This window comes from Pseudomonas asgharzadehiana, from assembly GCF_019139815.1.
GTDB classification, from domain to species: domain Bacteria; phylum Pseudomonadota; class Gammaproteobacteria; order Pseudomonadales; family Pseudomonadaceae; genus Aquipseudomonas; species Aquipseudomonas asgharzadehiana.
In genome coordinates this window covers 157,531-171,450 of the sequence record NZ_CP077079.1, presented here as the reverse complement: position 1 = coordinate 171,450, position 13,920 = coordinate 157,531, and the positions used below count along the sequence as shown (strand labels likewise).

8 protein-coding genes and 1 pseudogene are annotated in these 13,920 nt (G+C 62.9%); 2 read left to right on the top strand and 7 right to left on the bottom strand.

From position 1 onward, the window contains the following. Positions 1–33: 33 nt before the first annotated feature. Positions 34–399, top strand: a complete 366-nt coding sequence (locus KSS96_RS00780) for an avidin-fold protein (protein ID WP_017528664.1) — start codon at positions 34–36, stop codon at positions 397–399. Positions 400–438: 39 nt separating this feature from the next. Here the strand turns inward: KSS96_RS00780 and pbpC are convergent, their stop codons facing one another. Further along, positions 439–2,736, bottom strand: coding sequence for a penicillin-binding protein 1C (gene pbpC / locus KSS96_RS00775; RefSeq protein WP_217855570.1), 2,298 nt, complete (start codon positions 2,734–2,736; stop codon positions 439–441). After that, complete coding sequence (locus KSS96_RS00770) at positions 2,717–8,527, bottom strand: alpha-2-macroglobulin (protein WP_217855569.1); 5,811 nt, start codon at positions 8,525–8,527, stop codon at positions 2,717–2,719. Before KSS96_RS00770 ends, pbpC begins: the two co-directional genes overlap by 20 nt. A gap of 71 nt (positions 8,528–8,598) precedes the next feature. Here KSS96_RS00770 and KSS96_RS00765 point away from each other — a divergent pair. After that, a pseudogene (locus KSS96_RS00765) lies at positions 8,599–8,789 on the top strand (Lrp/AsnC ligand binding domain-containing protein); the annotation flags it as partial. 68 nt (positions 8,790–8,857) lie between these two features. On the opposite strand, the gene KSS96_RS00760 reads toward KSS96_RS00765, so the two are convergent. From KSS96_RS00760 to KSS96_RS00740, 5 genes are read right to left on the bottom strand one after another with little or no spacing between them, the layout of a single operon-like run. Continuing rightward, entirely contained in the window at positions 8,858–9,790 is a 933-nt protein-coding gene (locus KSS96_RS00760) for a phosphatidate cytidylyltransferase (protein WP_017528659.1), read from the bottom strand. A gap of 1 nt (position 9,791) precedes the next feature. Continuing rightward, positions 9,792–10,412 carry a lysophospholipid acyltransferase family protein gene (locus KSS96_RS00755; RefSeq protein ID WP_017528658.1) on the bottom strand — a complete coding sequence of 207 codons (621 nt, stop codon included), beginning with the start codon at positions 10,410–10,412 and terminating at the stop codon, positions 9,792–9,794. 10 nt (positions 10,413–10,422) lie between these two features. Continuing rightward, positions 10,423–10,866: a hypothetical protein gene (locus KSS96_RS00750; protein WP_065879221.1), complete on the bottom strand. Its 444-nt coding sequence runs from the start codon at positions 10,864–10,866 to the stop codon at positions 10,423–10,425. After that, entirely contained in the window at positions 10,856–12,154 is a 1,299-nt protein-coding gene (locus tag KSS96_RS00745; RefSeq protein WP_065879222.1) for a phosphatase PAP2/dual specificity phosphatase family protein, read from the bottom strand. The genes KSS96_RS00750 and KSS96_RS00745 overlap by 11 nt, the downstream gene beginning before the upstream one ends. 2 nt (positions 12,155–12,156) lie before the next feature. Beyond that, positions 12,157–13,911, bottom strand: coding sequence for a bifunctional alpha/beta hydrolase/class I SAM-dependent methyltransferase (locus tag KSS96_RS00740; RefSeq protein ID WP_017528655.1), 1,755 nt, complete (start codon positions 13,909–13,911; stop codon positions 12,157–12,159). Positions 13,912–13,920: the final 9 nt, after the last annotated feature.

Below are 13,920 nucleotides of genomic sequence, written 5' to 3'. Positions count from 1 at the left end.
ATCTCCAGGCGCCCACGCAAGGATGCGACAGTGATGACACCTGTCTTTTCCCAACTCGGCGAGCGTTTGCACAATCGCCGATTTGCGGTCAGCCACAATACCCACGGGCTATCCGGCGCCGGCACGGTGTTTCACTACCGGGTCGAGGGTGACGCTATTTCCAGTACCTACCAGGGCGGTCGAATTCGCTTGGGCACGCAAGTCGGACGCGTAACTGGCGCCGATACCATCGAGCTGCTTTTCCAGTGCCTGACGCTGGACGGTGAACTGCTGTCCGGTTGGTCGCGCGGCACGGTGGCTGTGGATAAGTCTGGGCGCACTACCCTGAGTTTTGTTTGGGGGTGGTTGTCGGGTGCGGTGGGGGGAGGGGAGTCCGATTATCGTGAACTGGTTGAGTAGCCTCCTCGGCTCACCAGCCTTCCAAAGGTATTGAGGCACTCAAGGCACAAACTCCACCCTCAACCCGCGACTCGCAGTGCGCCCCTGATCATCGCTCACCCGCAACCGATACTCCCCGGACTTGCCCGGCCGCCAGTTCAGTGTTGTTTGCGGCGGGCCCTGGCCGATCAAGGTTTGATCAGCAAACCAATACAGCGTCGCCGCATCGCTGGCCGCATTCGCGTTCAACGGGATGCTTTCCTGGGGCTGGGACAGGCGCAACTGATAACTTACTTGAGTCAGCGGTGAGCGGATCTGCGGCGCCTCGCTCTGGTCGCTGATGCGGTTGGGCCGGCAATTTTTCATCACGTTCGGCGGCGTGCGGCGAGGCAGGCCTGCGGCGCGGTACAGGCGTTGCACGTCGCTGGGCCAGAATTCGAAGATTTCTTCGCGGGTGTACTGCGGGTCGAACGGCGGGCAGGCGGCCTTGCCGGTGCGGGTGTCGATTAGCACCGGGCGATGCAGGTTGGACACGCGAATCGGTGAGACGCCAGGGATATACCAGGTCTTGCGGGTTTGCGGGCACCAGCGATTGGGCAGCTCGCCCGACGCCGCGCAGACGTCGATGCGCACCAGACCGGCGGGTGGTTTATCGGCTTTGATCGCCACCGTCGGCAAGGCCAGCGGCAGGGCGTCAGCGATGCGAAAGAACAGCGGCGCGGCGGTCTTGGCGCCGATAAACGCCGGGTTCGGCCGGCCATCGAAGTTGCCCACCCACACCACCAGCACGTAGGGGCCGACCAGGCCGGCGCTCCACGCATCGTGAAAGCCCCACGAGGTGCCGGTTTTCCATGCGGTGCGCCACTGTCGGGCGGGCAGGCCATCCGGGCGCGGGTTGCGGCGCAGCATGTCGCGCACCATAAAGGCTGCCTGGGGCGTGAGCAGTTGCGCACCAGTGGCCTGCGGTTGCTCCTGCAAGTAGCGCAACGGCCGCAGGTGCCCGTCGCCAGCCAGCATCACATACAGCCGCGCCAGCTCCTCGGGGGTCATCTCGCCGCCGCCAAGCGCCAAGGCCAGGCCGTAATGGCTTTCGTCGCGCAGGCCCTTGATACCGGCGCGTTGCAGCAACCCATACAGCGAAGGCGATTTAACCTGGCTGGCCAGCCACACCGCCGGGATATTGCGACTACGGATCAAGGCATCTCGCGCGGTCAGCGGCCCGACAAAACTGCCGTCGAAGTTTTCCGGTTGGAAGTAGCCGAAGTTACTCGGCAAGTCCTTAAGGATACTCATGGGGTGAATCACCCCCTGGTCCAGCGCCAGCCCATAGAGAAACGGCTTGAGCGTCGACCCTGGCGAGCGGCGCGACAGCACGCCATTCACTTGCCCGTGGATGCCTGTGGATAAGTAATCCGCCGAACCCACCAGGGCCTTGACGCTCTGGTCGCGGCTGTCGATCAGGATCGCCGTGGCGTTTTCCACGCCGGTGCTGCGCCGCTCGGCAATAAAGCCGGTGATCAGGCGTTCGAGCAACTGCTGCAAGGGCAGGTTAAGGGTGCTATTCAATTCATTGCCGGCCTGGGACGCCAACAGTTGTTCGCTCAGGTGCGGCGCCAGAAACGGGATCTGCTGGCGGTTGCGCGCCTCCAGCGGCAAGTCCAGCAAACTGTCATTGCGCGGGTCGTGTGGATAAGTTTCGCGCCAGTCATTCATCAGGCGCAGCCGCGCGGTTTGCAGCGAGGGGCCGAAGCGCGCGCGCCGCCCCGGCTGTTGTGGGATAACCGCCAATGCCAAGGCTTCGGACAACGACAACTGCGCCGACGATTTGCCAAAGTAGATGCGGCTCGCCGCCTCGGCGCCTTCGATATTGCCGCCCATGGGGGCCAGGTTCAGGTAGGCCTCAAGAATGTCGTGCTTGCTGTAGCGCGCCTCCAGCCACAGCGCCAACGCCATCTGCTGCACTTTGCCGGGGATCTGGCGGGTGTTCAGGTCCCACAGGCGTCGTGCCAGTTGCATGCTCAAGGTCGAGCCGCCCTGGCGTTGGCCGCCGCTGTAAGTGGCCATGGCCGCACGCAGCAACGCCGCAGGATTGACCCCTGGGTGCCAGTAGAAATTGCGGTCTTCCTTGAGGAGCAACGCCTCGACCAATGTCGGCGAAATCCGCTCCAGCGGTAGCCACAGGCGGTATTGGCCGTCATCCGCGAGGGTCATGCGCAACAGCGAGCCATCGTCAGCCAGCACCACCCTGGAGGAGGTGACGGCTTGTTCCAGCGGCGCATGGGGCCACCACCGCAACCCCGCCAGCACCGCCGCTGCTGCCAGCAGCGGTGTCAGACGTTTAAGGCTTGGTAATTTCAAGCTGGCCTACTTTGCCGCGCCCTTGCAGGGTGGTTTCGTACATGCCTTCGGCGTAGGCCGGTGGCGTATTGAACGTGCCGGCGTTGGTAGCACGTACGCGGTAAACGAAAGTACCTACATCGCGCAGCGCGGTGCCGTACAGCACCACCCGATCATCACGTACATCCACGTAGTCCGGCTGCCAGTTGCTCAGCTCGGTTTCACCGATTGGCGCTTGCCAGGTGTCGGCTTCTTCTTCGCTGGCTTGCACGTACTCGGATTCCTCGCCTTCGCTTTCCTCGCTGCTGTCGGCTTGCGGGTCCGGCTCCGGCGGCAAGTTATACACAGGCTCGACGCCACCGGGCAGCAGGTCGACGACCGCCACTTGCTGCACCTGGTCACGGTCGGTAGCGCGCAGGCGCAGACGTACCAGGAACTCATCGCCCACCGCGACTTTGCTTACCGGCTCGCCTTTGAGGTCGAGGTATTCGTGGATGATTTCCAGGCCGTTGTTGATGGCCTTGAGCTTGGCGCCTTTATCAAAACCGGCTTCGCTGAGCATGTAGAACGCCGCCGGGCCGTCGGATTTTTCCATCACCAGCTTTTGCGTGGTGCCCGGTACGGCGGCTCGCGGCGGCTGGCCGGCCATTTCCAGCAGTTGTTGCTGCTTGTCGCCCAACCAGGCGGTGGCCTTGAGGGTCATGTCGCTTTGCGCGCGCTGGCCGTAGTTGTCCAGGGCACGCAGCAGCAGGGCCGCCGACAGCGAGTTGTAGCGTTGCTCGTTGAGACGTTTGCCAAGCTTGTCCAGCAGCGCCGTGGGCACATCGTCCAGCAACTCAGGGAAGTGGCGCGCCAACAGGTGCAAGTGTTCGGCATCGTGCACCAGCGGGTCGTAGTACAGGCCGTCGCTGTCCCACTTATCCACAAGCGAACGCCACGGGATTTTGCGGAACAAGGAGTCGGCCTGGCGATCCTGCTTGAGCAGCTTGTAGCTGGCGGCCAGGTAAGCGGCGCCCAGGTCGTTCTGCCAGCTGTCTTTGAAGTAGCTTTCGTAGCGTTCGCGGATATCGCTCAAGGCGCCGCTTACCAGAATCCCCTGACGGCTCAGCAGGTAACTGGCGTAGGCACGGTTACGCAATTCCGACAGGCCTTCGCTGGGGCCATTGGCCAGGTCCGTCAGATAGGTATTGGCGCGTACCAACACATCTTCCGGTACCGGCAGCCCGCGTTCCCTGGCTTCGATCAGGAAGTCGGTGGCGTACAGGCTGGCGTAGGGCGCCACGTCCGGGTTGGCGGCCCACAAACCGAAACCGCCGGCCTGGTTCTGGCGTTGGCGCAGCATGCGCACCGCGCCGGCGAAGGCCTGTTCGGCCTCGGGTGCGGTGCCGCCCCAGATCAACGCCGGCATGGCCTTGGACACCAATTGTTCGGTGCACGCGTAGCCATAGTCATCCAGGTAATGCTTGAGGCCGTTGGCCCATACCAGCGGCGAAGCGGCCACGCCCAACTGCACGTCGCGCAGTTGGCTGAACAGCTCACGCGTCGGTTTAAGCTCTTTGCTGGCGCTATCGAAACGGCCCAGGCTCAGGGCCACGCGGTGTTCGCTCAAGGGGCGGATCGAGGTGGTTTCCGCCACCTGGATGCGCTTGCCGCCCGGCAATACCGCGATAAATCGCAGGTCTGCCGAGCCGAGGGTGTCGCCGACCTTGATCTTGAACTCGGCAGTGCCTTCCTTGCGCGGTTGCAGCGACAGGGTGCTGCCCTTGTCGCCCTGCACCACCAGGCCGGCGCTGGTCTGCACTTCGAACTTCACATCCGCCGCCGCGTCGAGGTTACTGAACACCCCGGCGCTGACGTTGAACACGTCCCCCGGCGCGACGAAGGCCGGTACGTTTGGCGTGATCACGATGGGCCCGCGCACGTCGGTCGTGGCATCGCTGACGCCCACGCTGTCGGTATCCACCGCCACCGCAAACAGGCGCAACTTGCCGTTGAAGCTGTCCGGCACCTCGTAATGCAGAGTGGTTTCGCCGGCCGGTAAGTCCACCAGCCCGGACCACCACGCCACTGGCGGCTTATGTTTGCGTTTGAACGGGTTGAGATGATTGGCCAGTGCGCCGTCGGTATCGCCGCCGGGCGCTGCCCCACTGAGCAGGCGGGAAAATTCCGGCAGGATCAGGTCAAGAATCTGGCTGGTGCCTACTTCCAGCGCACGTTTCTGGAAGAAGAAGCCCAACGGGTCCGGCGTCTGGTAGCGCGCCACCTGCAAAATGCCCTCGTCCACGGCATACACCACCGCACGGCCCGGACGGTCGGCATTGACCTTGATATCCAGGGTCTGCCCCGGCTCGACCTTCGCCGGGCCTTCGACCTTCAGCGCCATGCGCCGCGCATCCAGGTTGATGCTGAAGGGCACCACGCCGTAGGACAGCGGGCTCATGTAAACCTCGGACGAGCCGATGTCGCGCACGAATTGCACGTTGACGTAGGCATTGCCCTCAAGCCCTGCCGGCACGCGGATATGCTGCACGCTGTTGGTGCTGTCGGCCTTGAACCACTGCTGGGTGTAGACCTTGTCCCGCTCGATGGTGATCAAGCCCGCGCCGGTGTACGGCGCGCGAATGCTGATGGCGATCTCGTCACCGCTGGCGTAGCTGCGTTTATCCAGGCGCAATTGCAGCTCGGCGTTGCGCTCCAGCGAACGCGAGGTGTTGCCGCGCCCGGCCACGCTGTAATCGATCTGGTTGAGCAGGTTGCCGTTGGCATCCTTCAGTTGCAGGGTGAAATCCCCCGGCGTGCCGGTGTTCAGGCTCTGCCTGGCGCCGTCTTTGGTCATCACCAGCGGCGTAGCCGGTTGGCTGATGTTCTTGATGCGCGACTCGTACTTGTAGGTGCCATTGGACTGTTTCACCAGTACCGACACATAACGGTGCTCGACCACTTCGCTGGTCAGGCCTTCCACCGCCAGCGGTGTCAGGTCCGGCGCTACAGCCAGCCAGTGCACTTGGCGCGGGGCGTCCTTGGCGACGTACGACAGTGAATCCTGACTTTTCACACCCACCAGGTAGGGCGCGGACGACATCAGTAACGCACTTTGCGCGGCCACGTTACGCCCACCTTCGGCCTCGAACACCTGAGTCATCACTTGCAGGCGATAAGTGCTGTTGGCGAAGCGTTGCAGGTTGAGGTCGAGCACGGCCTGGCCGTTATCGTCGACAGTGGTTTCAGCCAAGTCTTCAGTGCTGGCGTCTTCCAGGGAGTCGTTGAGGCGGAAGCGGTAATCGGGGTAGCGCTCGAAGGCCGCGAGGGTCGGGCTCAGGGCCATCTTCGCTGTGACGCGGCGGCCTGTCGCCGGGGCGCCGAACAGGTGCATCGCAGTGACTTTGGCCACCACCTGGTCCGGCGGGATCCAGCCTTGCACCGGTGTGTCGTGCAGGCTCAGGCTGACCTTCATGCGGTCCGGCTCGAAATCGCGGACCTTGAAGCTGACACTGCCCAGGTCGGTACGGGTCTGCTTCTGGCCAATCAACTGCAAGGTCGCGGTGTATTCCCCGGCGGGGCTGACTTCGCTGCTCGGGAAATCAAAGGTCTCAAAACCGCTGGCCGACAATTTCAGCGGTTGGCGAATGACCTCCAGGCCGCGCGGATCAGTGATTTGCAGCTCCACCGGCAGGCCTTGCAAGGCGCCTTTCCAGTTGCCGCTGCGCACGATCATGCCCAAATGCGCGGTTTCGCCGGGCCGGTACAGGCCACGGTCGCTGAACAGGTAGGCACTGAGACGATCAATCGCGCCGTCTTCTTCCAAACCGCCTACATCGAAGCGCGACAAATCCAGCTGTTGGGACTGACGGGCAATCGGCAGGAACGACTGGTCATTACCGCGACTGACCACATACATCAGCGGCGTTTTCTCACGGCGCAGTTCATCCAGTTTGGCGAAATGCACATGGCCTTCGCCGTCAGTGTGCCCACTGCTCACCGGCAAACCGTTACGACCAATGATGTCGACCTGTGCGTCGGCCACCGGCGAACCGTTGCCGATGGACTGCACATACACGTCGTGGCTGCCGTCACTGGAGCGTTTGGCGATGATGCCCAGGTCAGTCACCACGATAAACCGCAGGTCGCTGGTGCTGCTGCGGTTGTAGTCGAATGTGCGTTCGGCCGGTTCATCCTGGGGGCTGAGCTTAAGCACGAAAATACCGCGCCGGCCGCCGTTGGCGGTGAGGTAGTGGCTCAGGTCCACGTTGTCGTAGACAGTTTTGGCTGGGTCGTTGGACGACAGCGGGATGTCCAACGTCTGACGCTCGACCATGCGATCGAAGTATTCGTTACCGAAGTTGGGCCGGGCAAAGCTGCCGCTGCTCTGGTCCACCAGGTGTTGTAACTGGTTGGGCAACAGGCGGGCGATTTCCACATGGGCACCCGGTACGCCACGGGCCATGAAACCCAGGCGTTTTTCGCCATTGAGGCTGAGCAACGCGCCGTCAGACAAGAACTGCAATGTGCGCGGATACGCCGGCATGCTCACCAGCGACGCCGTAGGATTCTTCGCCAGATAGCCACCGATAGCTTCCAGGTTGGCGGGCACACGTACATACAGCGCACGACCGGCCGGAGCCTTGAACTTGAAGGCGTGCAGGGTGTTCAGCGGTTCGACGCTGGGCACGTGGGTCAGCGTGACCTTGGTGCTGCGGGCCAGCAGCGCGTCGTCGATCTCGTTGGTGTTATAGGGGCGGGTGTCGTCCTGGGCTTTTTCCGGCAACAGCCAGGCTTGCACCTTACCGGCGATGGTCTCATCGGCCACGGCGCTGGAGCTGCTGAACATCAGCACCGGCTCGGGCTCGCCGCGCTCGTTGTCCACGAAGCTGACTTCGGCGCCAGTAAAGGTCAGGCGATAGCGGCCGGGCACGGTAACTTCCGCTACCAACGGTGCGGTGCTGGCATTGCCACCGTCACGCGCCTTGATGCCCTCATCGAGCCTGGCGCTGACCGGGGTGCTTTCCAGCGGCGTGGCCAGGGCGGCGGAGCGTACGTAGGCGTTGAGTTTTTTCTCGTCGAAGGTGATTTCCGCACGGTTGGGCAACTGGGCGTCGCGGTAGGCCAAGCCTTTGCCGAGGCTGACCGTTACGCGTTTGCGTAGGTTGTCTTCATCTACCGGGTGGGAAAAATGGAAGGTCGCCACCAGCTGTTTCAGCGTTGGATTGGACGGGTCCTGGTACAGCTCGTTTTGCGCCAGGGTGGCGCGGAACGGCTGGGTGGAAAATTGCGCACTGTATTGGTCGAGCAAGACGCCGTCGGCGAGCAGGTTTTTCTTTGCCAGGTCCAGGGTGTAATGCGCGTCGACAGGCCAGTCTTTGTCCGGCACGAACAACAGGCTGCGGTCATCCGCCCAGCGCCAGGTGCCGGCAACCTCGGGTTTGAGGGTAATGCCCTCGGTCACCGGTTTGCCGATGGCCGCCAGTGGCGCCACGGACTCGCCGAAACGCACCTGCAAGTTATCCACAACCGGCGTTGGCTGGGTGTAGTCGGTCAGGTTCGGTTTGTGCAGCGAATAACTCGCGGTGTGCGGTTGCGGCAGGTTGGAATACCAGTGCCAGCCGTAGAAACCCGCAGCGGCGAGCAGCACCAGGCCGAGCACTCCGGCACCGGTCTGGCGCGGATAAGCGCGGGCTTTGCCCCCCAGGGTCGCCATGCCACGGCCGACGGCGCGCAGCCACTTTGGCGGCTGCCACTGTCCGAAAACGGCCCTCCCCACGGTCAAAAACACACCGACAACACGACGGCTGATGGCTTTGAGCGAATCGAACATGGCGAGCATCCCTGGCTAAGTGCGGCGTATCTTACACGCGTCTTTGCTACAAAAGATGTCGCCGATACTTCCTGGTGTCGGGGGAGTCGGATTTTCTGTTGCAGGTGGTGGTGCCGGATCTGCGCGGGTATGAGCGGTTTGTGACCGGCAGTTTGTTGAAGCTGCCGGGGGGCGCGACATTCGCAGCAATTTTGCGATTCAGACGGTGAAAACCCCAGGTCCGATGCCGCTGGGGCATCTACCGGGACAAATGCTCTTGTAGTGAGCGGGCTTGCCCAGGGCAAGCCCCTCCCACATTTTGATCTTCATTGGGTTTTGGGGCGGTGTGGGTCAGGTCCACCAGTACCGCACCAGATGAAAGAAAATCGGCGCCGCAAAACACACCGAATCCAGGCGATCCAGCATGCCGCCGTGCCCTTCGATCATATGGCCCCAGTCCTTCACGCCCCGGTCGCGCTTGATCGCCGACATCACAATGCCACCGGCAAACCCCAGCAGGTTGATCAACAGCGCAATCAAAAACGACTGCCATGGGTTGAACGGCGTGGTCCACCACAGCGCGGCGCCGATGAGGGATGACAGCAAAATCCCGCCGACAAAGCCTTCCACGGTTTTAGAGGGCGACAGGTTGGGCGCGATCTTGTGTTTGCCGAACAGCTTGCCGCACACGTATTGCAGCACGTCCGACAGCTGCACCACGATCACCAGATAGGCGATCAGCAGCAGGTTGCGCCCTTCGTAGCCGGGAATGTCCAGTGTCAGCAGCGCCGGCACGAACGACACGCAGAACACCGCGATCATCAGGCCCCATTGCACCTTGGAGGCGCGCTCCAGGAAGTGCGTGCTGTCGCCGCCCAGCGAGGCGAGGATGGGCAGCAGCAAAAACACGTACACCGGGATGAAGATCGAGAACAGCCCGTACCAATCGGAATAGATCAGCAAGTATTGCAGCGGCAGGGCCAGATAGAACGCGGCCACCAGTGCCGGGTAGTCGCTGCGGCGCGTGGGGGTGAGGGTGAGAAATTCGCGCAGGGCGTAGAACGACACCGCGTAGAACAACAGGATCACCGCGCCGGTGCCGAGCCAGAAGGCGATGCCGATCACCACCACCATGACCCACCAGGCGTTGATGCGCGCGTTGAGGTTGTCGATCACCGCGTTCGGCGTGCCACGGGTGCGCAGTTTGAGGATCAGGCCGATCAGCGAGGCCAGCACCAGGATCGCGCCGATCCCGCCGAACAACATCAGGGTTTGGCTATCCATGTCAGGAATGCTCCGGGGCAAGGGCGAGCAGGGCGTCGCGGGTGCGGGCGAGAAACAGCGCCTTGTCTTCACCGTCTGTCAGTTGCAGCGGCGCGCCGAAGCTGGTGGTGCATAACAACGGCAGCGGCAGTACGCGGCCCTTGGGCATGACGCGGTTGAGGTTGGCGATCCACACCGGGATCAGCTCCGCCTGTGGGTAACTTTTGGCCAAGTGATACAAACCGCTTTTGAACGGCAGCAAGCCGTCTTCCAGATTGCGCGTGCCTTCGGGAAAGATGATCAGCGAATCGCCCCCTTCCAACGCGGCGAGCATCGGTTGCAGTGGGTTATCCACAGGCTCTTTGCGCTCGCGATCGATCAGCACGCCATTGAACACGCGGTTGATGATGTAGCGGCGCAGCGCGCTTTTGTTCCAGTAATCGCTGCCGGCCACCGGGCGTGTGAATTTGCGCAGGTTTTGCGGCAGCGAGGCCCACAGCAGTACGAAGTCGCCGTGGCTACTGTGGTTGGCGAAGTAGATGCGTTGCACCGGCACTGGCGCGCAACCCAGCCACAGGCTGCGAGCACCCGTGACAGTGCGGGCCATGGAGGTAATGAGCGTGGCAACCACAGGTTCGAACATGGGGGGTTCCTTATCCGGCGAAAGGCAGCCAAGGGCTGGCGAGGATCATGCCCAGGGTCAGCAGCGCTTGTGCACCGAGCAGCCAGGCTTGTTTGCGCAGCAGTTTGAGGGCGCCGCGACGACGCTCGGCCCAAGGCCGGCCGGCACGTTTGGGCGATTGCAGGCCGAGGGTCTGCAGGGCTTGGTCGAGGTCGGCGGTACGCCCGGTGTCACGCGCCAGCAGGGCGAACAGGTCGGCATCGAAAGCCACCCGCAGCGCCCAGTATTTTTGCAGCAGCCCGAGGATGATCATCCACAGGCTGAGCAGCAGGCAAATAGGCGTAATACTCGGCATCAGCAATTGCGCCAGGCCGAATAACACGCCGGCGACGGTGAGGCCTGTGGATAACTGATCCAGCGCGCGACCACGGCGCAGCAGGCTGGCAACCACTTGCAGTTCCATATCAGCGGGCATGGGGCAAACCCTCCAGTGCTTCACGGTGAGCGGGATGCAAGACCACGTTGGCCCGCGCTGTACGAATGATAGCCAGCGCCTGTTCCACCGTCGGGGCACGCCCGCTGTGTAGCAGCCAGGCGGCGACGGCGGTGGCGCTGCGCGAGTAGCCGAGGGCGCAGCACACCAGCAACGGGCCGCTTGCGCGCAAGCGTTCGATGGCCTCGGCCGCGTGCCGGCATTCGGCTGAAGTCGGTGCGATCAAGTCCAGCACGGGAATACATTGATACGCTCGGGCCTGTGGATTAATCGGCAGTTCGGCGCAGAGGTCGACGATAGCGCTGAATGAACCCTGCTCTTTAGAGGTAGGAATTCGCCCAAGCCAAACGTTATCCACAATCAGATCGGGCTGTGGATGCCTGTGCGTCCACAGCCGTGAATTGATCCACGCGGCCGCCAGGTAAGGTGCATATAGCCAGCGCGCGGCGGGCGTGAGCCGGCCATCGGCACGCTTTTGGAAGCCTGCCGCGCCGAGCACACAGTAATTGGCCATGACCAGGCCGAGTGACGTCGCCAGCCACAGTAACCACAACCACCCCCCACGCAGGCTGAGCGCCAGAAGGGCCAACGCCAGCGCGCCTATCCCGTAGCGCATACCCAGCCGCCAGCGCTTCGGGTCGCGGCTGAGTCGCGCATTCAGCAGCGGGCTCGGGTGTTCCACCGGCCACAACCACACGCACAGCCAACCGGCGAGGGCACCTGTGGGCAAGTCGATAAAGTGGTGTTGATAAGTGGTCAGTACCGAAATACCGATCAGCGCGAACCAGCCGTGCACCAGCCAACGCCAGACCCCTTGGCTGTGGCGTTGGAACATGACCCATAGAATCACCAGCAACGCGATATGCAGCGACGGCGCCTGGTTGAACGGCTTATCGAAGCCCGCCAGCACCGCAAACAGCCAGCCAAACACGCCATCGAGCTCCGGCCGTTCGAACGTGAAACGCAGCGGCCAGATCAGGAAGCAGCTCACCGCAATCACCTGCGCGCTGAGCAGGCGCAATGCATGTTGCTTGAGTTCGTGGCGAGTGTTGGGCAGCAGCAGGGAGAAACCGTAGAGCAGGTCAATGGACCAATAGGGCACGATGGTCCACGCCCAGAATGGCATATAGGTTTCCCAGCCGAACACCAGCGTGCCCACGTCGCTGCGCTGGCTGGTAACCCAGGTGGCAAAGCCGTAGGTGCTGAAGAACAGCGGCGCCAACAGCAGCAGCCACAAGACTGCTGGTTTTAATAGACCGGCTTCGCGCATGCTCAGATCTTCTGTGCCAGGGACACGGTAAAGATGCCCCACTCATCCACGCGCTGGGTGATTTTGCGGAAACCGGCGGCTTCTACCAGTTGATCCATTTCCGCCTGGCTGCGTCGGCGCATTACCCAGGCCTGGCCCTGGCGATGGCTGGTAAGGGCGCGCGCGATCAGCTCCAGCTGCGGATGCCACGGTTGGCCGGTGTACACCAGATAGCCACCCGGTTCGACGGCTTCGGCCAGGCCGGCCAGCGAACCGCCAACCATGCCGTTGTCGGCAAACAGTTCATACAGCCCGGACACCACGGCCAGCGTCGGCTTGGGGTCCAGGGCGGCCAAGTCCAGGCGGTCGAACGCATCGCCTTTGACGAACTGCGCGATGTCCCCCAGGCCCTTCTCACGAATCAACGCGCCACCGTCGCGCACGTTGATGTCGCTGTAGTCACGCAACAGAATCGACTCCGGCAGCGGCGACACGCCCTGCAAGGCTTCCAGGATGTAACGCCCGTGGCCGGCGGCGATGTCGACGATACGCACTTCACGCTCATCCGCGCGCAGCTTGGCCATGGCCAGGCGCAGCAGTTCTTCGACGTTCAGCTTGCGCTGGCGAATGCCGCGCCAGCCGATGGAGTTGAGGTAGTTGGTGTCGATCATCCGCCCCAGCCTGCCCTTGCCGGTGGGCGTGTTGCGGTAGACGTAGTCCAGGGTACTGCCGGAGTCGAAGCCGGTGTCGAAGCCCAGTTTCACGCCGTCCGACAGGTTCTTGCCCAGGCCCATGCTGGCGCGGGTCATGCGCCAGTACAGGTCGCGCAGGGAATTGCGCGGCAGCGGCGCGGCGAGGGATTCGGATTCGGCGCAGGTGGCGCCGAGTTTGTCGGCGTCCAGCAGCGAGGCGCGGTCCAGCGGGTGCTCGAAATTCTGCAGGATAAAGCGTCGGGCGCTGCTCACGGCCACCGCACGGTCGCGTTCGCCGAGGGTGTCGTGGAAGAAGCCGGGGAGGACGTGCAGTTCTTTTTTCAGGCTGCCGAGGCGATCGAAAAATTGCTGCTGGGGTTTGCGGTGCACCACAAAATCCGAACCGGAGACGAGCAATTGGGTCGGCACCTGGATCGCCTGGGCATCGGCCACCACTCGGTCGGCGGCTTCGTACAGGCCCAGCAGCACATTTACCGAAATCGCCTTGGTGATCAGCGGGTCGCTGTCGTAGGACGCCACGCGCTCGGGGTCATGGCTGAGGAACTTGGCCTTGACGTAGCTGTTGACGAAAAAATTGCCGCGAAACTTGCGCATCAGCGCCAGGCCCGGGCGAGCGAAGGGCACGTACAGCTTGACCTTGAACGCCGGGGAGGCAAGCACCAGCGCGCGGATCCTGGGGGCATAATCGTGCACCCAGGTGGCCGCGATGACCGCGCCCACGCTTTGCGCGATCACTGCGAAGTTTTCTTCCTCGATGCCATACGTGGCGCCGATATGGTCGCAGAAGGTCTGCACGTCGCGGGCGCTGGTGGCGAAGCTGGGGCTGTCACCGCGCTCGCCGGGGGACTGGCCATGGCCGCGCGCGTCCCAGGCGAAGAAGTCGAATTGCGGCAGGTTCAGTTCATCGACCAGGTGGGCGATACGCCCCGAGTGCTCATGGCCGCGATGGAACAGCACAATGGCTTGGCGTGGCGCGCCGTCCGCTGAGGCGGTGGCTGGCCAGTGCCGATAGAAAAGCTCGACGCCATCATGGGTACTGAAGGTGTGCTGCTGCTGTTCGCGCATCGCAAAATC